The 21,541-nt window shown below is 66.6% G+C and carries 21 protein-coding genes; 14 read left to right on the top strand and 7 right to left on the bottom strand.

All coding sequences use genetic code 11. The features are described 5' to 3' along the window. The first annotated feature begins 36 nt into the window (after positions 1-36). The 5 genes from truA (at position 37) to accD (ending at position 4,644) form a co-directional block, all read left to right on the top strand. Complete coding sequence (gene truA, locus AVAK2825_RS07305) at positions 37-876, top strand: tRNA pseudouridine(38-40) synthase TruA (RefSeq protein ID WP_284395908.1); 840 nt, start codon at positions 37-39, stop codon at positions 874-876. Continuing rightward, entirely contained in the window at positions 873-1,622 is a 750-nt protein-coding gene (locus AVAK2825_RS07310) for a phosphoribosylanthranilate isomerase (RefSeq protein WP_284395910.1), read from the top strand. Before truA ends, AVAK2825_RS07310 begins: the two co-directional genes overlap by 4 nt. Then, positions 1,622-2,890, top strand: a complete 1,269-nt coding sequence (gene trpB / locus AVAK2825_RS07315; RefSeq protein ID WP_284395912.1) for a tryptophan synthase subunit beta — start codon at positions 1,622-1,624, stop codon at positions 2,888-2,890. Before AVAK2825_RS07310 ends, trpB begins: the two co-directional genes overlap by 1 nt. Further along, positions 2,887-3,708, top strand: a complete 822-nt coding sequence (gene trpA, locus AVAK2825_RS07320) for a tryptophan synthase subunit alpha (RefSeq protein ID WP_284395914.1) — start codon at positions 2,887-2,889, stop codon at positions 3,706-3,708. The genes trpB and trpA overlap by 4 nt, the downstream gene beginning before the upstream one ends. Positions 3,709-3,771: 63 nt before the next feature. Beyond that, complete coding sequence (accD, locus tag AVAK2825_RS07325) at positions 3,772-4,644, top strand: acetyl-CoA carboxylase, carboxyltransferase subunit beta (protein ID WP_272567902.1); 873 nt, start codon at positions 3,772-3,774, stop codon at positions 4,642-4,644. A gap of 103 nt (positions 4,645-4,747) precedes the next feature. Here accD and AVAK2825_RS07330 read toward each other — a convergent pair whose 3' ends face one another. After that, complete coding sequence (locus AVAK2825_RS07330; protein ID WP_272567900.1) at positions 4,748-5,296, bottom strand: YggT family protein; 549 nt, start codon at positions 5,294-5,296, stop codon at positions 4,748-4,750. Positions 5,297-5,377: 81 nt separating this feature from the next. Between AVAK2825_RS07330 and AVAK2825_RS07335 the strand changes: the two genes are divergently transcribed. From AVAK2825_RS07335 to AVAK2825_RS07345, 3 genes are read left to right on the top strand one after another with little or no spacing between them, the layout of a single operon-like run. Beyond that, positions 5,378-6,046 (top strand): LON peptidase substrate-binding domain-containing protein, encoded by a 669-nt coding sequence (locus AVAK2825_RS07335; protein ID WP_284395922.1) that lies wholly within the window; start codon positions 5,378-5,380, stop codon positions 6,044-6,046. Between the two features lie 40 nt (positions 6,047-6,086). Next, complete coding sequence (locus tag AVAK2825_RS07340; RefSeq protein WP_284395924.1) at positions 6,087-7,205, top strand: glycosyltransferase; 1,119 nt, start codon at positions 6,087-6,089, stop codon at positions 7,203-7,205. Between the two features lie 7 nt (positions 7,206-7,212). Continuing rightward, positions 7,213-8,538: an exopolysaccharide biosynthesis polyprenyl glycosylphosphotransferase gene (locus AVAK2825_RS07345; RefSeq protein WP_284395926.1), complete on the top strand. Its 1,326-nt coding sequence runs from the start codon at positions 7,213-7,215 to the stop codon at positions 8,536-8,538. A gap of 13 nt (positions 8,539-8,551) precedes the next feature. Here AVAK2825_RS07345 and AVAK2825_RS07350 read toward each other — a convergent pair whose 3' ends face one another. After that, positions 8,552-9,268 (bottom strand): class I SAM-dependent methyltransferase, encoded by a 717-nt coding sequence (locus AVAK2825_RS07350; protein WP_284395929.1) that lies wholly within the window; start codon positions 9,266-9,268, stop codon positions 8,552-8,554. On the opposite strand from AVAK2825_RS07350, the gene AVAK2825_RS07355 reads away from it, so the two are divergent. From AVAK2825_RS07355 to AVAK2825_RS07380, 6 genes are all read left to right on the top strand, one after another. Continuing rightward, on the top strand, positions 9,267-10,310 hold the full coding sequence (locus tag AVAK2825_RS07355) for a glycosyltransferase (RefSeq protein WP_284395931.1): 1,044 nt from the start codon (positions 9,267-9,269) through the stop codon (positions 10,308-10,310). The two genes, AVAK2825_RS07350 and AVAK2825_RS07355, sit on opposite strands and share 2 nt — an antisense overlap. Continuing rightward, on the top strand, positions 10,304-11,224 hold the full coding sequence (locus tag AVAK2825_RS07360) for a glycosyltransferase family protein (RefSeq protein WP_284395933.1): 921 nt from the start codon (positions 10,304-10,306) through the stop codon (positions 11,222-11,224). The genes AVAK2825_RS07355 and AVAK2825_RS07360 overlap by 7 nt, the downstream gene beginning before the upstream one ends. Further along, positions 11,221-12,423 carry a hypothetical protein gene (locus AVAK2825_RS07365; RefSeq protein ID WP_284395935.1) on the top strand — a complete coding sequence of 401 codons (1,203 nt, stop codon included), beginning with the start codon at positions 11,221-11,223 and terminating at the stop codon, positions 12,421-12,423. Before AVAK2825_RS07360 ends, AVAK2825_RS07365 begins: the two co-directional genes overlap by 4 nt. Positions 12,424-12,472: 49 nt before the next feature. Further along, entirely contained in the window at positions 12,473-14,029 is a 1,557-nt protein-coding gene (gene lysS, locus AVAK2825_RS07370; protein WP_284395937.1) for a lysine--tRNA ligase, read from the top strand. 64 nt (positions 14,030-14,093) lie between these two features. Then, positions 14,094-15,131 (top strand): GGDEF domain-containing response regulator, encoded by a 1,038-nt coding sequence (locus tag AVAK2825_RS07375; protein WP_502870502.1) that lies wholly within the window; start codon positions 14,094-14,096, stop codon positions 15,129-15,131. Positions 15,132-15,163: 32 nt separating this feature from the next. Next, positions 15,164-15,793 carry a mechanosensitive ion channel family protein gene (locus AVAK2825_RS07380; RefSeq protein WP_284396306.1) on the top strand — a complete coding sequence of 210 codons (630 nt, stop codon included), beginning with the start codon at positions 15,164-15,166 and terminating at the stop codon, positions 15,791-15,793. A 75-nt stretch (positions 15,794-15,868) separates the two neighbouring features. Here the strand turns inward: AVAK2825_RS07380 and AVAK2825_RS07385 are convergent, their stop codons facing one another. The 5 genes from AVAK2825_RS07385 to recO all read right to left on the bottom strand — a co-directional run bounded on the left by AVAK2825_RS07385 (position 15,869) and on the right by recO (position 21,403). Further along, positions 15,869-17,638 carry a DUF3300 domain-containing protein gene (locus AVAK2825_RS07385; RefSeq protein ID WP_284395939.1) on the bottom strand — a complete coding sequence of 590 codons (1,770 nt, stop codon included), beginning with the start codon at positions 17,636-17,638 and terminating at the stop codon, positions 15,869-15,871. Between the two features lie 535 nt (positions 17,639-18,173). Then, a complete protein-coding gene (gene nagZ, locus AVAK2825_RS07390) occupies positions 18,174-19,337 on the bottom strand; it encodes a beta-N-acetylhexosaminidase (RefSeq protein WP_272567887.1) in 1,164 nt (387 codons plus the stop codon). A gap of 60 nt (positions 19,338-19,397) precedes the next feature. Then, positions 19,398-19,790 carry a holo-ACP synthase gene (acpS, locus tag AVAK2825_RS07395; protein WP_284395942.1) on the bottom strand — a complete coding sequence of 131 codons (393 nt, stop codon included), beginning with the start codon at positions 19,788-19,790 and terminating at the stop codon, positions 19,398-19,400. A gap of 57 nt (positions 19,791-19,847) precedes the next feature. After that, the gene (locus AVAK2825_RS07400) at positions 19,848-20,627 is read right to left on the bottom strand and encodes a pyridoxine 5'-phosphate synthase (protein WP_284395944.1); all 780 of its coding nucleotides are present in this window, start codon (positions 20,625-20,627) and stop codon (positions 19,848-19,850) included. Next, on the bottom strand, positions 20,624-21,403 hold the full coding sequence (gene recO / locus AVAK2825_RS07405; protein ID WP_284395947.1) for a DNA repair protein RecO: 780 nt from the start codon (positions 21,401-21,403) through the stop codon (positions 20,624-20,626). Before recO ends, AVAK2825_RS07400 begins: the two co-directional genes overlap by 4 nt. Positions 21,404-21,541: the final 138 nt, after the last annotated feature.

Below are 21,541 nucleotides of genomic sequence, written 5' to 3' on the forward strand. Positions count from 1 at the left end.
CGCAGCCACGCTCCCTGCCGCACCGGGACGCCATCCATGAGGATGGCGCTCGGCGTCAGCTACAACGGGCAGGGCTACAACGGTTGGCAAAGCCAGTCTTCCGGCAGAACCATCCAAGACCATCTGGAAGCGGCCCTCGGCCGCTTTGCCACGCAACCCGTCTCCACCATCTGCGCCGGCCGCACCGATGCGGGTGTGCACGGGCTCATGCAGGTGGTCCATTTCGATACGCCGCTCGACCGCACGCCGTTTTCCTGGGTGCGCGGCACCAACACCTTCCTGCCTGCCGACATCGCCGTGCAATGGGCGCACCCGGTGCCGGAGACGTTCCATGCGCGTTTTTGCGCCACGTCCCGCCGCTACGCCTATGTGCTGCTGCAGTCGCCCGTGCGCCCCAGCGTGGACAGCGCGCGCGTGGGCTGGGTGTTCCATCCACTGGACGGCAACGCCATGCGCGAGGCTGCCGCCCACCTGCTCGGAGAGCACGACTTCACCTCGTTCCGGGCATCGGCCTGCCAGGCCAAATCGCCCATCAAGACCTTGCAGCGCATCACGATCACGCGACGGGGCCCCGCCGAAAGCGATGCCGGCCCGCCGGCCAACGCACCGCCGCACGACTGGCAGCCCTGCTACTGGCGATTCGAGTTCGAGGGAAACGCGTTCCTGCACCACATGATCCGCAACATCATGGGCTGCCTGGTCGCGATCGGGCAGGGAAATCAGCCCGCCGGCTGGATGCAGGAGGTGTTGCTGGCCCGCTCGCGCGATGCGGCCGCGCCCACGTTTTCGCCAGACGGGCTGTACTTTCAGGGACCGCTCTACGATGCCTCATGGGGTCTGCCCCTGCGCACCGCTGCGTATGATTGGCTTCCATGAGCCGCTCCCAGCCCGCCAGCCCTCCGCCTGTCCCTATCCCTCCCCACCACCGCACCCGCGTCAAGATCTGCGGCCTCACCCGCGAGGACGATGTGGATGCGGCCGTGGCGGCCGGCGCCGATGCGGTGGGGTTCGTGCTCTACGCCGCCAGCCCGCGCGGCATCACGCCGCAACGCGCCGCGGCCCTGGCCCGCAGGCTGCCTCCGTTCGTGACGCCGGTGCTGTTGTTCGTGAATGCCACCGCTACAGAAGTGATAGCAGCCTGCACAATGATTCCGTCGGCAACGGTCCAATTTCATGGGGATGAATCGCCACAAGACTGCTGGGCGGCCACAGCGGATGGAGCCAGGCCGTTCCTGCGGGCGGCACGCATTCCCCTTGGCGACGGTGCGGCGCGGTTCGACCTCGTACAATTCGCGGCAACCCACTCCCGCGCCCAGGCCATCCTGCTCGACGCCCATGTCGAAGGTTATGGCGGTGGCGGCAAGGCATTCAATTGGTCACTTCTACCTCCAAGCGTCGGCTCTCACCTCGTTTTGTCTGGTGGACTCACGCCTGCAAACGTGACCGATGGCATCTTGCAGGTGCGACCGCGCGGCCTGTCGCTCGCGGTTGACGTCAGTTCCGGCGTGGAAGCCGATGGCCCCGACGGCAAGCCGTTGCGGGGCATCAAGGACGCCGGCAAGATCCAACGCTTCATCGCCGCCGTGCAGGCGGCCGATGCGCAATTTGCAAAGATTCATTGATGCTTTCTTACCAGCAACCCGACGCCGCCGGCCACTTCGGCCCCTATGGCGGCAGTTTCGCAAGCGAAACGCTCACCCATGCCCTGACCGAACTGCGCGAGGCTTATGCCCGCTACCAGAACGATCCGGAGTTCCTGGCCGAATTCCATTCGGAACTGAAGCACTTCGTGGGCCGCCCCTCCCCCGTCTATCACGCAGCACGCATGAGCCGCGAGATGGGCGGCGCGCAGATCTACCTCAAGCGCGAAGACCTCAACCACACCGGCGCCCACAAGATCAACAACGTGATCGGCCAGGCGATGCTTGCCCGGCGCATGGGCAAGCCGCGCATCATCGCTGAGACGGGCGCAGGCCAGCACGGCGTCGCCACGGCCACCATCTGCGCGCGCTATGGCCTCGAATGCGTGGTGTACATGGGCTCGGAGGACGTCAAGCGCCAGAGCCCCAACGTGTACCGCATGAAGCTGCTGGGCGCGACCGTCGTGCCCGTCGATTCGGGCAGCAGGACGCTCAAGGACGCGCTGAACGAAGCCATGCGCGACTGGGTGGCCCATGTGGACGACACCTTCTACATCATCGGCACGGTGGCGGGCCCGCACCCCTACCCCATGATGGTCCGCGATTTCCAGAGCGTGATCGGCACCGAGTGCCTGGAACAGATGCCGGCCATGCTGGCCGAGCAGAAGGCCAGCACCCAGCAGCCCGACGCGGTGATCGCCTGCGTGGGCGGCGGCAGCAATGCCATGGGCATCTTCCACCCCTACATTCCCCATGAAAAGACACGCCTGATCGGCGTGGAAGCCGCCGGCGAGGGGCTGGACAGCGGCAAGCACTCGGCCTCGCTGCAGCGCGGGAGCTCGGGCGTGCTGCACGGCAACCGCACGTTCATCCTGCAGGACGAGAACGGCCAGATCACCGAAACGCACAGCATCAGCGCAGGCCTGGACTACCCCGGCGTCGGGCCCGAGCACGCGTGGCTGCAGGAAATCGGTCGTGCCGAATACGTCGGCATCACCGATGCCGAGGCGCTGGCCGCCTTCCATTACCTGTGCCGCACCGAAGGCATCATTCCAGCGCTGGAATCCAGTCATGCCGTGGCCTATGCCATGAAACTGGCCAAGACCATGCCAACGGATCAGTCCATCCTGGTGAACCTTTCGGGCCGTGGGGACAAGGACATCGGCACCGTCGCCGACCTGTCGGGGGCCGATGTGTACGACCGGCCCTCCATGCGCGGCCTCGGGGTCAAGGGAGGGCCTGCCGCATGAGCTCGCCGCGCAACCGCATCGCGAATACCTTCGCAGAACTGCAGGCCAAGGGGCGCAAGGCGCTCATTCCCTATGTGACCGCCGGCTTTCCGTTCGCCGACATCACGCCGGCGCTCATGCACGGCATGGTCGAGGCCGGGGCCGACGTGATCGAACTGGGCGTGCCCTTCTCCGACCCCATGGCCGACGGCCCGGTGATCCAGAAGGCCGGGGAAAAGGCGCTCTCGCTGGGCGTGGGCATGCTGCAGGTCCTGGGCCATGTGCGCGATTTCCGCCAGCGCAACGACAAGACGCCCGTCGTGCTGATGGGCTACGCCAACCCGGTGGAGCGCTACGACCAGATCCACGGCACAGGGGCCTTCGTGCGCGATGCCGCCGATGCGGGCGTGGACGGCGTGCTCATCGTCGACTACCCGCCCGAGGAAAGCGAAGCGTTCGCCGCCAGCCTGCGCGAGCGCGGCATGGACCTGATCTTCCTGCTGGCACCCACCAGCACCGAAGAGCGTATGCAGCAGGTCGCGCGCGTGGCCAGCGGCTACGTGTACTACGTGTCCCTCAAGGGCGTGACCGGCTCGGGCGCGCTCGATACGACCGCCGTCGAGGCCATGCTGCCGGTGATCCGCCGCCATGTGCACATTCCCGTGGGCGTGGGCTTCGGCATCCGCGACGCGGCCACGGCCCAGGCGATCGGGCGCGTGGCCGATGCCGTGGTCATCGGCAGCCGCATCATCCAGTTGCTGGAAGACCAGCCGCACGAGAAGGTGGTGCCCGTCACCATCGACTTCATGCGGGGAGTGCGCAAGGCGCTGGACGCATAATTGCAGCCCGCGCGCCCGGTCCGTGGCGCGCCGGCTGAGACTTGAAGCGAAGAGGAAACCGATATGTCCTGGCTCGAAAAACTCCTGCCCTCCAAAATCCAGCAGACCGACCCGACCGAGCGCCGCCAGGTGCCGGAAGGCCTGTGGATCAAGTGCCCGAGCTGCGAGACGGTGCTGTACAAGACCGATCTGGAGCAGAACCAGAACGTCTGCCCGCACTGCAGCCACCACCATCGCATCAATGCCCGCCCCCGCCTGAACGCGTTCCTGGACGCCGAAGGCCGCTATGAAATCGGCCAGGAAGTGCTGCCGGTCGATGCGCTGAAATTCAAGGACAGCCGCAAGTACCCCGACCGCCTGAAGGAAGCCCTGGAAAATACCGGGGAAACCGATGCGCTCATCGTGATGGGCGGCTCGGTGCGCAGCATCAACATCGTGGTGGCGTGCTTCGAGTTCGACTTCATGGGCGGCAGCATGGGCAGCGTGGTGGGCGAGCGCTTCGTGCGCGGAGTGGAAACCGCCATCGAGCAGAAGGTCCCCTTCCTGTGCTTCACCGCCACGGGCGGCGCGCGCATGCAGGAAGGCCTGCTCTCGCTGATGCAGATGGCCAAGACCAACGCGGCCCTCACCCGGCTGGCCAAGAAGGGCCTGCCCTACATCAGCGTGCTGACCGACCCGACCATGGGCGGCGTCTCGGCCGGCTTTGCCTTCGTGGGCGACATCGTGATCGCCGAGCCCAAGGCACTGATCGGCTTTGCCGGACCGCGCGTGATCGAATCGACCGTGCGCGTGACGCTGCCAGAAGGCTTCCAGCGCGCTGAATTCCTGCAGACCAAGGGCGCCGTGGACTTCATCTGCGACCGCCGCGAACTGCGCGGCACCGTGGCCAAGAGCCTGGCGATGCTGCAGCGCCTACCGGCGGACTCGGTGGCCTGATCGCCCACACGCTTCGGCCCGCTACCAAAACAATAGCCGCCACCGCTGACTGGATCAGCGGTGGCGGCTATTTTTTATGGCGGGCCAATTCCGCTGCCGGCCCCTACCGCAGCACCCATCCCTGTACGTTGCCCACCACGATCAGGCACACCTGCAGCAACACCAGCACCACCAGCGGCGACAGATCCACCCCGCCGAGGAGCGGCACCACACGCCGCACGGGGCGCAGCAACGGCTCGCACAAGCGGGCAATCACGTCGGCAAGGGGTGAGCGCGTCTGCACCCATGAGAGCACGGCATAGACGATCAACAGGCCGATCAGCCCGTAGATCGCCGCGCGCACCAGACCGAACACGGCCAGCCAGAGCAGCAGCACCAGGCCCGGGCCGGCGCCCAGCAGCAGCCACAGCAACAGGTACTGCACCAGCTGGATCAAAATCGCTGCTACCAAGCTGGCCCAATCCCAGCGCCCCGTGGCAGGCACGATCCTGCGCAGGGGCAGGACCAGCCAGTCGCTCAGCGCGAAAACCAGTTGCCCGATAGGGTTGCCAAAAGGCACGCGCTGCAGCTGCATGTAAAGCCGCAGCAGGCAAGCCCCGGCCAGCAGGCCGCCCACCACGTCCAGCAGGAAAGAAGCGATCTGGTAAAGCATGAAACCTCGTGATGTGGAGAATCTGGGGCGATGGTGCGGAGGGTTCCGCCGTGGGATGATAGCGGGCCAACCCGCCTGCCTATGACCTTCGTGCCCCCACCTTCCGAGCCGTCATTGCCGCCGCTCACGCTGACCTCCCTGCCGCTCTTTCCGCTGGGGACCGTGCTGTACCCGGGCGGGATGCTCTCTCTTCGCGTCTTCGAGGTGCGCTATCTCGACATGGTGCGCAAATGCCAGCAGGCGGGCGCACCGTTCGGTGTCGTTGCCCTGACGAGCGGCCAGGAAGTGCGCCAGGCAGGTGCAGCGCCCGAGCAGTTCCACGATGCAGGAACGCTGGCGAACATTGCGGAGATCGACACATCGCACCCCGGCCTCATCGTCCTGCGTGCCGAAGGCACGGCCCGCTTTCGCATCGTGCGCCGCCACCTGCTGCCGCACGGGCTGTGGGTGGCCGACATCGAGCAGATGCCCCCGGACGTGCCCCTCCCCGTTCCGGAGGACCTGCGCAATACGGCCGCCGCGCTCGAGCAGGTGCTTGCACGCCTGCGCCACCGGGGTACGGACGACCCCTCCAGCCTCCCCGATCCCACCCCCGAGCAACTGGACGATTGCGGCTGGGTCGCCAATCGCTGGTGCGAACTTCTCCCCGTGCCGCTGGACCTGAAGCAGCAGCTCATGCAACTCGACAGCCCGCTGCTGCGCCTGGAACTCGTGGGAGACGTGCTGGAGCGCACGGGCATCGCGCCGTGAACACGAAGGGCGCAGCGGCCCGGCCTGGCGCGCCCCTGCCGTGAAGGTCCTGCAGATCATCACCAAGGGCGAGGTGGGGGGCGCGCAAAGCCATGTGCTCACCCTCTGCCGGGAACTCACCCGCCAGGGCGTCGCGGTCCAGGTGGCCATCGGCGGCGCCGACCCGCATCCGCCACTGGCCCGCGCCCTGGAGGCTTCGCACCTCGCGGTGCATCGCGTCCCCGCACTGGGCAACGCGCTCAACCCGGTGCGCGTGGTGCGCGCCGCCTGGGCCCTGCGGGGCATGGTGCGCGAACAATCTCCGGATCTGCTCCATGCCCACAGTGCGATGGCTGGCGTCGTGGCCCGGTTAGCCGGTGCGCTGACCCGCACCCCCGTGATCTACACCGTGCACGGCTTCGCCTTCAAGGCGGGACATCCCTGGAAGCGCCGCACAGTGGCCTTTGCCATGGAGTGGCTGCTGGCCCCGCTGACCCGGCGCATGATTTGTGTCTCGGACCATGAGCGCCGACTGGCGCTCATGTTGCCGCTGCCTTCGCGGCGGGTGTCCGTCATCCACAACGGCGTCGAGGATGTGGCAGTCCCGGGCAACAGCGCAGCATCGACCCCCGAAGCGGCGCCGGCGATCGCGATGGTTGCCCGCATGGCTCCGCCCAAGCGCCCGGACATCCTGCTGCACGCACTCGCCCAGTTGCGTGGTGCCCTGGGGCACGAAGTCCCCGCCACCTTTTTCGGCGGCGGCCCCGAGTTGGCAGCCCACCGCGCACTGGCCCATCGATTGGGCCTGCAAGCAGTGCGTTTCACTGGAGATGTGGATGATGTTGCGGCCCAACTGGCCCAGCATGCCATCTTCGTGCTTGCATCGGATCACGAAGGCCTGCCCATTTCGCTGATCGAGGCGATGCGTGCGGGCATGGCCATTGTGGCCAGTGATTTGCCGGGCATTCGCGAATTGCTGCCGGAGGCGGCTCATGCGCGCCTGGTACCGCCCGATCCCGCAGCATGGGCCGCGGCGTTGCGGCAACTGATAGAGTCGCCAGCACTGCGCGCCCGCATGGGCGCGGCAGCACGGCAACGCTACGAGCAGCACTACACCGCACAGCGCATGGTCCTGGCCGTGCGCTCGGTCTACGCAGCGGCGACTTCGCGCACCCACTGACGATTCCATGAACAGCATTCCACGCCGCGAGCTCGGGTCCTCCACGGCGCACCGCCAGGGTGCCGTGCTGCGCTGGGCGCTGGGTGGCACCTTGATTCTGCTGGTGAGCTATCTGGCGGGGCTCGGCCTGGAGCAGTACGACTGGGTGACCTACCAGTTTCCGCAGACGGTGCTGTGGTGCACCATCCCGTATGCTATGACAGCCCACTGGCTCTACAACGGCGCCTATCTGCCCCAGTTCGAGGGACGCCGCTTTCTCTTCGTGGCGACCGCAGCCCCCTACCTTGCCGCCCCGCTGGGTTTCGCCTTGCTGCAGCAGCCCTATTCCCGCGGCGCCGTTCTTCTCGTGTACCTGCTCTCGTCGGCATGGTTCCTGGTCGGCCATTGGCGCAACCGGCGCCACCAGGTGCTGTCCCTGGCCTATCTGGACGAAACCGTGCCCCTGCGCCTTCGGGAGCTGCTGGGCGACACGGCCCAGGCCAGCCAGCAACACATCGCGCTGCTGCCCTGGACGCCCCTGGAAGAGTCCGGCACGGACACCGGTACAACCCGCGCCACTCCCCAATGGGCCGGCGTGGTGCTGGATCGCCATGCCTCCTCGAGCGCCGCACGCGAGCGATGGATCAGCGATTTGCGCCTGCAGCATGTGCGGCTCTACAGCGTGGAGGCCGTGGCCGAACTGCTGAGCGGCCGCAAAATACTGCCCAACCAACAGACACAGGACCTGTGGACGCTGGACGGCAACCCGGCCTACGACACCTTCAAGCGGCTAACTGACCTGCTCCTCACGCTGGCAGGGTTGCCGGTGTGGCTGCCGCTGTGCTTGGCAGCCGGCCTGGCGGTTAAATTGGACTCGCCAGGGCCCATGCTTTTTTCCCAGATCCGCGTCGGCCGCAATGGCCGTGCGTTCCGCATCTGGAAGCTGCGCAGCATGCGCCATGCCGGCGACGACCGCACAGCGCGCTTTGCCCAGCCCAACGACGACCGGGTGACCTCCGTGGGCCGGTTCATCCGCCGCACCCGTTTGGACGAACTGCCCCAGCTATGGAATGTGCTGAAGGGCGAGATGAGCCTGATCGGTCCGAGGCCAGAGCAAACGGAGTTCGTGCGCGTGTTCGCCGACCGGATTCCCGCATACCCCTACCGCCACCTCGTGCGCCCCGGACTGACGGGCTGGGCCCAGGTCCAGCAGGGCTACGCCGACAGCGAGGAGCAGACCGCCATCAAGCTCAGCTATGACCTCTATTACGTGGCGCACTACTCCGTGGCCCTGGACTTGCTGATTGCGTACAAGACGCTGCGCATCGTGGCGGGCGGATTTGGCTCGCGTTAGGGGCCGCAGCGTGTCACGGAAGGGCGCGAGCAGAGCGGCGCGCACGCGCCACCAGCACATCGGCGCCCAAAGGTCGCCATTGCATCAAGCGGTGCAATATCCGCCCCTTGATGCTGCCAGGTGCGCTGACCGAGCAGCCCCGCAGTTCAATCACTTGCAATCCAGCATCCGCCAATACCTTTTGAAGGGTGTAGGGAGACAGCCACGCACGGTGGTCGGTATTGATGCGCTCAATGCCTCTGGCCGTGTGCACGATGTTGCGCAAGGACAGCCCGTTCGGCGCCGAGACGATGAATTCCGCCGCAGGAAACAATGCCGACAGCCGAGCCAGAAATGCCGAAGGGTCCGCCAGATGTTCAATGACGTCAGGCACCATCACCAAGTCGATGGGCAGCGATTGCAAAATGCCGGCAGCTTCGGGATCGTGGATGTCCAGGGCATACAGCTTTTCGAATCCCAACTGCCTCGCCGCCTCCACCGCGGCTGCATTGATGTCGATGCCATAGCATTCGCGTGCGGACCGGCTCAGACGCGCATGCAGCCAATGCCCTGCGGCAACACGCGAGGCAATCAAAGGCTGATGATCGGCAAAACCGACGTGCAATACCGACCGATCAATGCACCATCGCTCCAGAAGATCTCCACGGGAACGCACGTCGAAGGCGATATCGGGCCGATAGCTGTAATCATCATCAAACTCATCGCCGGACAGGTATTTGGAAATCTCCATGGCCGCATTATCCCCACCCGACCGTAGCGAACTGCAGGTCTGCATGATCCAGGGCGCCACAGGTGCCGGCGGCGTGGCCACGGTCGTCAAAAGTTTGGCAAACGGATTAATGCAACAAGGTTGCCATGTCGGGCAATGCGCAAGCTCACCATCCGAATGGCGATTGCTGCTGTCTGTGGCCAGGCGCAGCGACGTGCTGTTGGCCACGCATAATTTTCGCGAGGCCTACGTGGCATGGGCAATCGGCGCTTTGCTTCGCAAACCGGTCGTAGTTTGGTTTCATGGCCCATTGAGCGAAGTGCTGGCACAAGCGCGGGCAGGGTTCGCCAAGCGCCTCTGGCTGCGCTGGTTCTACCGGCGTGCGGCCTACTTCGTGTTCGTATCTGCTTCGTCCAGTCAATCGTTTGCGCAGTTCATGCAAGGGACTGCGTTGAGATCCAAGGGCCTCACGGTGATACCTAACGCACTTCCGCCCATGCCACACCCGAAAGCCCCCTTGCCACCCAAGCCGGATGGGATCGTTCGCATCGGCTATGTCGGCCGCCTGTCGCCAGAAAAGAATCCACACCTGCTGATCGGCATGCTGCGCGCCCTGCCGTCACGATTTCAGCTCACGGTGGTGGGGGATGGGCCTTTGCGCAGTGATCTGGAGGCCGCCTCCGCTGATCTTGCGCAGGCCAACCGCATCCGTTTCTTGGGCCACCGATCCGACATCGCAGCCTTCTACGGAACGCAGGATCTGACGGTGCTGACCTCGCTCTACGAAGGCTGTGCCATGGCAGTGCTGGAATCGCTGCAGGCCGGTGTGCCTTGCGTTGCGGTGCCGATTCCCAGCCTGCAGGAAATGCTGCAGGAACACGCGCCCTATCTTTTGGCGGAAACCAGCACGGCGGCAGCGCTGGCCGATGCCGTGGAAGCCACATTGCAGCACCCGGCTGCTGAGCTGGTGCAAGACCTCCAGAAGGTAATGTGCCACTACCAGTACTCCCATTTTTTGCAGCGCTGGCACACCTTGTTGAAAAGCACGGTGGCTGCATGCTGATCCATTTCATCCATCCCGGAAAGGCCTATCTGCCGGAATTGGCGGCCTACCAAAGCTTCCTGCAATCCAGAGGCCATGGCGCGCTCTTCCATACCAGCGCAGAAGAGGTGCCGACACAAGCCACCGTGCTGTGGTGGATGTGCGGTGCCGTACCTGGCAACGCCACAGGCAGGCATGCGAGTGCCTGGCATGTGCATGAATACGCTTCGGCTTCAGTGCCGCCTGCCGCCTGGGTGAAAGACAAGATCAAGTCATGGCGACAACCGCGGCCGCACTACCGGATCTTTCAGAATGCCTGGGTGAAGGACCGCATGGGGTTTTCCGACGCCGTGCCTTATGAATACCGGGACATGGGAGTTTCTCCGGAATTTCTGGACGCAAGCGCTTTGCCTCGCGCACCAAGTTTCGACTTCGTCTATCTGGGCGACATGCAACGCCTGGCAGGCTTTCGCCCTCTGCTACAGGGGCTGGAGGAGGCAGGGCGCAGCCTTTTACTGATTGGCGATGTTCCCGAAGGGTTGCGGGAGTGGCTGCATGACCGCTCTTTCGCCACGATGGCAGGGCGCGTTTCGCACGCCCAGGTACCGGCACTGCTGATCCAGGCCCGCTACGGGCTCAATCTCGTTCCGGGCCGCGCACCGTACCACCAGCAAACCTCCACGAAGCTGTTGGAGTACTGCGCCGTTGGGCTGCCAATCATCTCCACCGATTACCCCTGGGTACGCGAGTTCGAAAAAAGCGCGGGCGCCCGCTTCATCTACTTGCCCGGGGACGCAACGGTAGGTCAGTACGCACGGCTACTGGGCCCCGAGCTGGACGGTCGGTCTCACACTGCACCCGCTGTGCGACAACGCACTTGGCAAGACCTTCTGGAAGGCATGCAGATCTGGAAGTACCTGGGCTCGCAGCGATGAGCTCCATTGTCGTCACGTCCCGCATCGCCGTTGCCAGCGCTGCCTCACTGGCAGCGCAGGCGCTGTTCGGGCTTCTCATGCTGCGCCTGTTTTCCCCTTCGGACGTGGGCGCGTTCACCGTGGTGAGCCAAATCAGCTTCTTCTGGATGACCCTGGCCCTGGCCCAAAGCCCGCTGAGCTTTCTCGCCAACATTCACATTCCGCCAGCGCAGGCGCTGCGTCAAGCATTGAGGTCGAGCCTGTGGCGCTGGCTCCTGCTGTTGCCTGTGGCTGCAATGGCAGTCTGGGTGGCAAAGCTGCCTTCCTTCGTTCCATTCATGGCCTGGGCAACAGCCATGGCACTGCTGCAAATGGGCTGGTACATGGCGCAGCCCTGGGCCTTGCGAATGGCTTCCGCGCGCACTGCTGCGCTGGCCCGCGCGGTACCACCGGTCATCGCCGTCCTGATCGCGACCGCCATGGGGATTTTCTGGGCGGGCAATGGCTCGGCCGGCTTGCTGATTGCCGCTACTTGCAGTTACGGCATCGGCGCCCTTTGGCTCACGCGACGTGCAGACAGCCGTCCCACTTTGGAGTCGCCACCCACCGGCGTGGCGGCCAAGGCAGCCACCACGCAACTCGACGATCGCAGTGCAGGTTTGCGTCTGGCTCACACGGTGGCGGATGCCATCGCTGGCACTGCCGTTCTCTTGGTGTGGCAACGCGCGTACGGCCTGGCGGAGGCCAGCTATCTTGCCGTGCTGCTGCGGCTGCTCGGGCTTTTTCCGGCCGTGGTCTATGCGGCGTGGCCCCAGGTGCTTCTCTCACGCGGGCAGCAAAAAAGGAAACTGTCCCTGTGGATGGGCCTCGGAGGCGCTGGATGCGCCGCATTGGCCGGATTGATGGCCATCGGAGCTCTGCGGTCCGGCTGGTTCGCTTCCTCATGGCAAGGATTGGAGGAGTACATAGCGCCGCTGGTCATCTGGCAATGCGCCGCCTGCGTATTTGCAGCGCACGGCCATATGCCCTTTCAGCGCGGCCTGGCGCGGCCGTTTTCGTGGGCGACCATCGGCTTCAACGCGCTGCAACTGGGCGTGCTGACACTGCCTTTGGCGCTGCATTCCGTCGGCCCGACGACGCATGTCTGGTGGCTTGCAGGGACCTCGGCGCTCGGATTGCTGGCCTTGACGGTTTGGATCGCGGGCAAAAAACTAAAATAGACCGTTTCAGCTTGCCCATGGCGCATTCCGCCAATGCCTACGCACTCCTATGCTTCCCCCAAATAACGCTCCGGCAACCCCTACGCCTTCTTCCGACGACAACCAGCTCATCGCCGAGCGCCGCGAAAAACTCAAGGCCCTGCGGGAGGCCCAGGCAGCAGGCAAGGGCGTGGCGTTTCCCAACGATTTCAAGCCTGCCCACCATGTGGCGGACCTGCAGGCGCAGTACGCCGAAAGCGCGGCGGATGCACTCGAGGCGAGCCCTGTCACCGTGAGCGTCGCTGGCCGGATGATGCTCAAGCGCGTGATGGGCAAGGCCAGCTTCGCCACCGTGCAGGATGGCTCGCTGGGCACGACGGGGGGCCGCCTGCAGCTGTACGTCACGCGCGATGCGCTGGGCGAAGAGCTGTACGCCGCCTTCAAGCACTGGGACCTGGGCGACATCGTGGGTGCCGAGGGCACGCTCATGAAAACCAAGACCGGCGAGCTGTCGATCAAGGTCACCACGCTGCGCCTGCTCACCAAGAGCCTGCGGCCCATGCCGGACAAGTTCCACGGCGTGGCCGACCAGGAGGTGAAATACCGCCAGCGCTACGTGGACCTGATGACCGATGAGACCGCGCGCAGCCGTTTCATCGCCCGCAGCACGGCCGTGAGCGGCCTGCGCGAATTCATGGTGCAGCACGGCTTCCTGGAAGTGGAAACGCCCATGCTGCACCCGATTCCCGGCGGCGCGAATGCCAAGCCGTTCGTCACCCACCACAACGCGCTGGAGCAGGAGATGTACCTGCGCATCGCGCCCGAGCTGTATCTGAAGCGCCTGGTGGTGGGCGGCTTCGAGCGGGTGTTCGAGATCAACCGCAACTTTCGCAACGAAGGCATCTCGGTGCGCCACAACCCCGAGTTCACCATGATGGAGTTCTACGCGGCCTACTGGAACTACCGCGACCTGATGGACTTCACCGAACAACTGGTGCGCGATGCGGCCATGAAGGCGGCCGGCACGCTGCAGCTGACCTACGGCGGCCGCGAGGTGGACCTTTCCCAGCCGTTCCAGCGGCTGACCATCCGCGAGGCGATCTTCCAGTACACCGAAGCCGGCGCCCATGTGGACGATGCCGCCTGGCTCGTCAGCGCCCTCAAGAAGCTGGGCCTGAACGAAGAGAAGAACCAACTGACCAAGCGCACGCTGGCCAGCCTGCAGGTGCTGTACTTCGAAGAAACGGTGGAAGACAAGCTCTGGCAGCCCACCTTCATCATGGAGCACCCGACCGAGATCAGCCCCCTGGCCCGGGCCAACGACACGCGCCCTGAAGTGACCGAGCGTTTCGAACTCTACATCACCGGCCGCGAGTTCGGCAACGGCTTTTCCGAGCTGAACGACGCCGAGGACCAGGCCGCGCGCTTTCAGGCGCAGGTCGCGGCCAAGGATGGCGGCGACGACGAGGCCATGTTCTTCGACCACGACTTCGTGCGGGCGCTCGAGTACGGCATGCCTCCCACGGGTGGTTGCGGTATCGGCATCGATCGGTTGATGATGCTGCTTACCGACAGCCCCAGCATCCGCGACGTGATCCTGTTCCCCGCCCTGCGCCGCGAACATTGATCGGCTGAGGACTGCGGCCTTCGGGGCCGAAAGGCCTGCACCTGCCTCCAGGAAAGGGACCGTGATGACCACCACCCATCCCACCCCACTGCCCCCCGGTGGGGGCCGCATCGAGGACACCATGCCCTTCACCGTGCTGGTCGTGGAGGATCAGGCCTCCCTGCGCGCGGTGCTGGTGGCGGAACTGCGCCATGCCGGCGTGGTCGATGTGCTGGAGGCCGCATCGGGCGACAAGGCGCTCGACCTGTTCCAGTTGCACCGGCCGGACCTGGTGCTGCTGGACATCCGCCTGTCGGACCACAACGACGGCTATTGGGTCGCGCAGCAGATGCGCGAGGCCGAACCCGGGGGCTGGACGCCCATCATCTTTCTCTCCGGCCTGGACGGCGACCTGGACGTGTGGCGCGGCATCGAGTCGGGAGGCGACGACTACCTGGTCAAACCGGTCAAGCCGATCGTCCTCGTTGCCAAGCTTCGCGCCATGCGGCGGCTGCTGGACATGCGCCGCCGGCTGGTGTCGCTGTCGCAGGAGCTGCACCTGGCCAACCAGCGGCTCAATGAGATGGTCGAGGTGGATGCCCTGACCGGGCTGGTGAACCGCCGCGGCCTGGACCGCATCCTGCACAACGAGATCGCCGCGGCGCGGCGGGAGGGCGAGCCGCTCACCCTGATGCTGTGCGACCTGGACCACTTCAAGCGCTACAACGATTCAGCCGGCCACCTGCAGGGCGATGCCTGCCTGAAGGACGTGAGCCGCCTGCTGCGCGACGTGTGCACGCGCCCGCGGGATGTGGCGGCGCGCTACGGCGGCGAGGAGTTCGCCCTCATCCTGCCCGGCACGCCCCGCTCCGGCGCGATGACCTTTGCACGGGCGCTGGGCAAGCTGCTGTCCGTGCGCGCCTTGCCCCACCCCAATTCGCCGCTCGGCCCGACGCTCACGCTGTCCGGCGGCATCACCACCTGCATTCCTGACGAAGGCACCAGCGCGGAGGCCATGCTGATGCGCGCGGACCAGGCGCTGTATGCCGCCAAGGCCCAGGGACGCGCCCGTTTTTTCAGCTTCGAGATGCAGATGGACACCGTCGAGCAGCTGCGCGGCTGACAGGAGACCTTTTGCCGAACGACTGGACCTTCATGCTGCGCCTGCAACCTTACCTGCCCGACTGGATCCGGGACTGGCTCGACATCATCGTGCCGGGCCTGCAGATTCTCTTGATCCTGATCGTCGCCGTGGTGCTGCAGCGCACGCTGCGACGGCTGGTGGGACGTGCCGGCCACCATTACCAGTGGCCCATCGAGATGATGGTGCCGATCAACGGCCTGCTGCGCTGGATCATCATGGGCAGCGCGCTGCTGCTCGTGCTGGAGCGCCTGGGTGTCTCCGCCACCGTGCTGTGGACCGCCTTCACCGGATTCGCCACCGTGGGTGCCGTGGCCTTCTTCGCCGCGTGGAGCGTGCTGTCCAACCTGTTCTGCGCGCTGCTCATCTTCACCGTGGGGCCATTCCGGCTGGGCGACTACATCGAAGTGCTGGACACGGCGGAAAAGCCCGGCGCCAAGGGGCGCGTGATCGACATCAACCTGCTCTACACCACGCTGGAAGACTTCGACGCGGGGCCGGACGGCGCGCTACTGCAGATTCCCAATACCCTGATCTTCCAGCGCGTGGTGCGGCGTTGGAAGGGCGGGCCTCCGCGCAGGGCAGATGCTGCGCCGGAAGATGCGGCCTCGGCCGAGGCCTCTTCCAGTCTGGAAACGGTCTGACCCTGCGAGGTCTGCTGCCGGCTCACGCAAGGCCGCAGCGATTTTTCAGCGTGGCACGCATTGCGCGCCGGCCATTCAGGTTTCGCCGTGCCGGCGCCCTTCGGGCCGATGGGCCGGTTCCGGCCCGTGACCATGCTGCGCTGGCGCTGGCGCTGGCGCTGGCGAGGCATGGGGCGGCTGCACGGCGACGGGTCGGGGTGCGGCCGGCTCATGCGGCATCGCTGGCATGGGCCGCTGCATGGCGGGTGGCGGCATGCTGTGCGGGGCACGTTCCGCCGCGCCCTGAGCCGGCCCTTGCGGCGCCATGTGCTGAACATGCTCTGGCCTCGGCACGGCCCGCTGTGCCTGTGCCTGTGCCTGTGCCTGTGCCTGTGCCCCGGGACCAGCCCCCGTCTGTACGCGAGGATTCTCCCGGTGGGGCTCCCGGCTCGAAGCGCCCGGCATCGCCCCTGGTGCGGTCATCGCGTGCAGCGCCATCCCTTCCGACCTGTTGGACGGCGACGCCACCTCGCGGTGCGGCTGTGCTACCCCGGGCACTGCCCGCGGGTCTGCAGCATGGGCCTGCATTGGGGGTTGGCCAGGAACGCTGGGCAGCGCCGCCCGCGGTGCCTGCACACGCTCCTCCGCACGCCCGGCGTTCTGGAATTCACGCGCCCCCTGGGGTCGCTGCGGAGGCACCATGGCCTGGGCCTGCGGCGATGGCATCGCGGCGGGCTGGCCTGGCGGCACAAGATGCCGGTCCTGGCCCGGAGCGTGCGGCAGCATGGCCGCCTGCGCCATGGCATGGTGGTCGCGGTCCGGCGGGACGCGCGATGCCATCGGATTCATGGCCGGCATCGGAGCGGCCGGCGCTGCCGGCATCGCGGCCGCCACGGCCGCAGGACGTCCGCCGTCCGGTGCACGCTCGTAGATGTTGTTCACGGTGACGCGGTTGTGGATGTTCTCCACCACCGTGCGGGACTGCGAGATGTAGGTGTTGCCCCGGTACACCACGGCGGGACGCACCACCGGCGGCGGCGGCAAGGGCGCGCCCTGGACCCAGGCCGCGCGCTCCGGTGGCCGACCCCAGTTGACGCCCCAGGCATCCCAGCCCCAATGGTGGTGGTGCGATGCGACCGCGCCCACCAGCACGCCGGCGCCGAAGGCCAGCGCGCCCACGGCCACGGGGTCGGGCCCCACGGCCACCCCCGACGAATAGACCGGTGCGGGCGCGGCCCAGCGATAGCTCGAGTACAGCGGCACCGGCGTGCCATAGACCACCTGCGGGTCATAGCGCGGCACGTACACCGCCTGGACGTCGGCCGGTTCGATCGAGATGTAGGTGGGCGGCGGCACCACCACCGTGGGCCCGCTATACACGGCAACGGGTTGCTGCAGGTCCGCCGGCGGCGGTGGGCTCGGCGGCGCGGCCGTGACGGTCGCCACGCGCAGGTGCGGCGAGCTTTTGAGCGTGCCCGCCTTGCTGGCGCGCGAGCGCATGACCTGGATGGCATTCATCACGTCCGTCGGGTCGTTGTAGTAGGCCTTGCCCAGCGCCACCGTCCAGGGCAGGTTGGAGGCCATCTGCTCCAGCACGTTCGGGAAGGCCGTCAGCGATTTGATGCTCGGATCCCAAGGTTGCTGGTCCACCGCATCCGTCAGCGCGGCGGCCTTCAGCGACGGGTTTTGCCCCAGCCAGGTTTCCGCGGCCGTGACCTGGTCGGGGTAGGTCGCACCGGCCAGCACCTGCGCCACCAGCTTGTCCGGATACAGCGCGATAGGTGCGACCATCTGGTAGAGCGCATCCGCGCTGGGCGGCGTGTAGCGGACGGCAACGGGCGCGGCCTCCGGCGCCGGTGCAGCCACGGGCGCTGCAGCGGCGGATGGCGCGGGCGGAGGCACCCGCGGAGAAGAGTTCTGGCGATTGCAGGCACTCAGGACACAAACGGCGATGAGCGACAGCGCCATGCCACGCGATGCGCGCCGCAGGCCCGCAGTGCGGAGGGATCTGGGTGCGGTCGCCGCCGGTTGGAGCGGCGAGGCGGCGTGGGTTGGGGAAGCACGGGGGTCTGCAAGGGGCGCCATGGTTTTTCTCCTGAACCATCCACCGTGGGCCGGTGCGAAAACCCGGTCCGGCGTGCGTCGGCACCTCGTCGGCAGATGGTCTCTTCAGAACGGCACGTTATGCCTCGCGTTGACCGCCAGTTGTAGGCCAATGTTCGTCACGCGCTGTCGGCCCTCGCCCTGGTCCCAGTCACTGCGAAGGCTGGAAACAGCATTTTTCGCAGTTAACGGCAGTGCGGGAGGCGACTTTTCACTTTGAAAGCACCCAGCCAGCCACCGAACGCAGCGGTAGGCCGCACAACGATTGGTTACTAATGCGCCGGAAAACCCGCCCCGCTCACGGCAACAGTTCGAGCGCCTGCAGGTAGGCGGGCTGCAGCATCAGTTCGTCCCACGGCTGGGGCAGCGTTTCCGGCAGCAGCGCCACGCGGCGGGATTCGCTGTCGGGGCTGGCATGCCAGCGGCCATCGTCACGGGCCTGCTGCAATCCCGCCAGCAGTTCGTCCAGCGCTTCGCCTTGGCGATCGCCCTCGCCCACGAGGCTCTGGTTGCACAGCAGCACCAGGTCGCAGCCCGCATCGAGTGCCGCCACGGCCGCATCGGTGTAGCTCACCGTCTGTCCGTCGATGCGGCGCGCGCCTTCCATGCTCAGGTCGTCGCTGAAGACCGCCCCGTCGAAACGCAGTTGCTGGCGCAGGATGTCCTGCAGCCAGCGCCGCGAAAAGCCCGCCGGCCGGCTGTCCACCTTGGGGTAGATCACGTGGGCAGGCATCACGCTGGTGAGCGTGCTCGACAGCCAGGGGTACGGCGCCGCGTCGTCGGCCAGCAGGGCTTTCAGGCTGCGCGGGTCCACGGGAATGTCCGTGTGCGAATCGGCGCGAACGAAGCCATGCCCCGGAAAATGCTTGCCGCAATTGGCCATGCCCGCCTGCAGCAGGCCGTGCATGAGGCTCTTGGCCAGCAGGGCCACCACGCGCGGATCGCGGTGGAAGGCCCGGTCGCCGATCACGCTGCTGCGGGAAACACCGGGCCGTTGCACGCGTCCCGCGCTGCCTCGGGGTGCCTCATCGGACCAGTCCAGGTCCAGCACCGGCGTGAAGCTGAAGTCCACGCCGCACGACCGCAGCTCGCTGCCCAGCACGTAGCCGGCGGCGGTCGCCGCATTGGTGGCGCGCAGCGCGCCGCTGCCCGGCACGGCCTTGGCGCCCCGGCCGTCGCCCTGCATCCACAGCTCGCCGAACGCCCGCATGGGCGGCAGCTGGGTGAAGCCATCGCTGCGAAAGCGCTGCACACGGCCGCCTTCGTGGTCCACGCAGATCAGCAGATCGTCCCGCACGGCCTTGATGGCGCTGGTGAGCGCCAGCAGCTGCGCGCGGTCCTGCCAGTTGCGCGTGAACAGGATCACGCCGCCCGTGAGCGGATGCGCCAAGCGGCGGCGATCCGCCGCGGTGAGTTCGGTGCCGGCAACGTCGAGGATGAGGGGGGCGTGTTCGAAAGTCATGGCCAGGGGTTCACTCACTTTTTAATAGCAATCCAGGCAATACCGCATTGCGGTGGGGCCTTATTTCTTTTCAACCACGCAAAAGCTCGCCGCGTAGTCGGATTCGTCGGTCACGCTCAAGTGGCACTGCAGGCCCTGGGCCTCGAACCATTCCTTGAGCGCGCCGTGCAGCACGATCACCGGCTGCCCGCTGGGCAGCTTGGCCACCTCGCAGTGCCGCCAGGTCATGGGCATGCGCATCCCCATGCCGATGGCCTTGCTGAAAGCCTCCTTGGCCGAGAACCGGGTGGCGAGGTAGCGCACGCCGCGTTCGGGCCAGCGCGCGCCGCGCTCGCGCCAGGTGGACAGCTCGCCCTCGGCCAGCACCTTCTCGGCGAAGCGATCGCCGTGGCGCTCCAGGCTGGCGCGGATGCGGCGGACGTCGCAGATGTCGGTGCCGATGCCGTAGATCATGTTTCAGGGTCCAATCTGCCTCCAAGGCATGAAAATCGCCGGCATGCCGCTATTAAATCAGGAGCGCCTCGCCGCCATGCCTTCGTCGATGCAGCGCTGGTAGGCCTGCACCGTGGTGGCATAGCCCAATTCCAGCGCATCGGCGATGAGCGCGTGGCCGATGGACACCTCCAGCAATCCGGGCACGCCCTGCACGAAGGCGGCCAGGTTGTCGCGGTTCAGGTCGTGCCCGGCGTTCACGCCCAGGCCGGCATCCAGGGCGGCCTGGGCCGCTGCGCGGTAGCGCTCCAGTTCGGCGGCCTGGCGCCCCGTGCCCCAGGCGGCGGCATAGGGCTCGGTGTACAGCTCCACGCGGTCGGCGCCCACGGCGCGGGCGGCAGCCATCTGGGCGGGCAGCGGGTCCATGAACAGGCTCACGCGCACGCCCAGTCGGCGGCATTCGGCGATCAGCGGCGCCAGCCGCTCGGCATCCTGCGGAAAGCTCCAGCCGTGGTCGCTGGTGAACTGGTCTTCGCTGTCGGGCACGAAGGTGGCCTGCTGCGGCCGCACCTCGCGGATGAAATCCATGAGGTTCTGCGACGGGTTGCCCTCGATGTTGAATTCGCGGTCGGGCCAGTCCTTCATCAGCGCGGCCAGGTCGTGCACGTCGCCCGCGCGGATGTGGCGCTCGTCCGGCCGCGGATGCACCGTGATGCCCTGGGCGCCCGCCTGCAGGCACAGCAGCGAAGCGCGCGTGACGCTGGGAATGCCCAGGTGGCGCGTGTTGCGCACCAGGGCCACCTTGTTGACGTTGACCGACAGGGCGGTGCGGGCGGGAGCGGCGGAGGAAAGGGTCATAGCGATTGCAGGTCCATCATGAGCTGGCGCGTGCGCAGCACCGGGCTGCCGCAATGGTATTGCAGCAGCGTGCGCAACTGGGGTTTGAGTTCGGCCGCCATCGGCGTGCCGGCCTGGGCAATCACGCGCAGCGTGGCGGTGTAGCTGGCGCCCTCGCCCGCCTCCAGCGCGCGCTGCAGCGCCAGCCACTGCGCGCCGGCCAGCGTGGCCCGGTCGGTGGCCGTCGCGGCGCGCAGCCCGGCCTCGGGCACCAGCGTGTACCGGGTGGGTGGCTGCAGGGGCGCCAGCGTGACCGTTTCGGCGCCCAGGCTGGGCAGCAGCCCGATCTCGCGCAGCAGCAGCAGTTCGAAGCTGCGCAGCACGGGTTCGAGCGCATCGCCGTGCTCGCTGCCGAGCACCCGCACCACGCCGGCATAGGCGTCGAACAGGGGCGCATGGGCATCCTCGCGGGCCATCAGGCGCATCAGCAGTTCGTTGAGGTACAGGCCCGAAAGCAACGCATCGCCCGTGGGCATGACGTGCCCGCCCACCCACTCCGCCCCCTTGAGCGCATGGATCTCGCCCTGTCCGTCGCCCGACAGGGTGTAGTTGACCCGCAGCGGTTGCAGCGGTAGCAGCACGGGGCGAAAGTTGGAGGTGGGCTTCTTGGCGCCCTTGGCAACCAAAGCGACCCGGCCATGGTGCCGGGTGAACACGTCCAGGATCAGGCTGGACTCGCTCCAGTCGTAGCGGTGCAGCACATAGGCGGGTTCGTCGGCAATACGGCGCACAGCCATGGTTTGCTATTCTTTCAATAGCGACCAGTGCTTGATGGACAAGCGCTGGATGAGGGTTTTCTTTGGGTCGGGCACCCGGCACACGGGTGAGCCGAGCCCCGGGGTGGCCCACGGCGCCGCGGCCGCCGAAGCAGCGCA

Source organism: Acidovorax sp. SUPP2825 (genome assembly GCF_030158995.1).
Taxonomy (GTDB): domain Bacteria; phylum Pseudomonadota; class Gammaproteobacteria; order Burkholderiales; family Burkholderiaceae_C; genus Paracidovorax.

Coding starts and splice junctions, on each gene's coding strand:
- AVAK2825_RS07345 (WP_284395926.1), top strand. CDS start 7,213: ATGAACAGCATTCCACGCCGCGAGCTCGGGTCCTCCACGGCGCACCGC.
- nagZ (WP_272567887.1), bottom strand. CDS start 19,337: ATGACTTTCGAACACGCCCCCCTCATCCTCGACGTTGCCGGCACCGAA.
- AVAK2825_RS07360 (WP_284395933.1), top strand. CDS start 10,304: ATGCTGATCCATTTCATCCATCCCGGAAAGGCCTATCTGCCGGAATTG.
- AVAK2825_RS07310 (WP_284395910.1), top strand. CDS start 873: ATGAGCCGCTCCCAGCCCGCCAGCCCTCCGCCTGTCCCTATCCCTCCC.
- lysS (WP_284395937.1), top strand. CDS start 12,473: ATGCTTCCCCCAAATAACGCTCCGGCAACCCCTACGCCTTCTTCCGAC.
- acpS (WP_284395942.1), bottom strand. CDS start 19,790: ATGATCTACGGCATCGGCACCGACATCTGCGACGTCCGCCGCATCCGC.
- AVAK2825_RS07350 (WP_284395929.1), bottom strand. CDS start 9,268: ATGGAGATTTCCAAATACCTGTCCGGCGATGAGTTTGATGATGATTAC.
- AVAK2825_RS07355 (WP_284395931.1), top strand. CDS start 9,267: ATGGCCGCATTATCCCCACCCGACCGTAGCGAACTGCAGGTCTGCATG.
- AVAK2825_RS07400 (WP_284395944.1), bottom strand. CDS start 20,627: ATGACCCTTTCCTCCGCCGCTCCCGCCCGCACCGCCCTGTCGGTCAAC.
- recO (WP_284395947.1), bottom strand. CDS start 21,403: ATGGCTGTGCGCCGTATTGCCGACGAACCCGCCTATGTGCTGCACCGC.
- AVAK2825_RS07365 (WP_284395935.1), top strand. CDS start 11,221: ATGAGCTCCATTGTCGTCACGTCCCGCATCGCCGTTGCCAGCGCTGCC.
- AVAK2825_RS07380 (WP_284396306.1), top strand. CDS start 15,164: ATGCTGCGCCTGCAACCTTACCTGCCCGACTGGATCCGGGACTGGCTC.
- truA (WP_284395908.1), top strand. CDS start 37: ATGAGGATGGCGCTCGGCGTCAGCTACAACGGGCAGGGCTACAACGGT.
- AVAK2825_RS07335 (WP_284395922.1), top strand. CDS start 5,378: ATGACCTTCGTGCCCCCACCTTCCGAGCCGTCATTGCCGCCGCTCACG.
- accD (WP_272567902.1), top strand. CDS start 3,772: ATGTCCTGGCTCGAAAAACTCCTGCCCTCCAAAATCCAGCAGACCGAC.
- trpB (WP_284395912.1), top strand. CDS start 1,622: ATGCTTTCTTACCAGCAACCCGACGCCGCCGGCCACTTCGGCCCCTAT.
- AVAK2825_RS07375 (WP_502870502.1), top strand. CDS start 14,094: ATGACCACCACCCATCCCACCCCACTGCCCCCCGGTGGGGGCCGCATC.
- trpA (WP_284395914.1), top strand. CDS start 2,887: ATGAGCTCGCCGCGCAACCGCATCGCGAATACCTTCGCAGAACTGCAG.
- AVAK2825_RS07330 (WP_272567900.1), bottom strand. CDS start 5,296: ATGCTTTACCAGATCGCTTCTTTCCTGCTGGACGTGGTGGGCGGCCTG.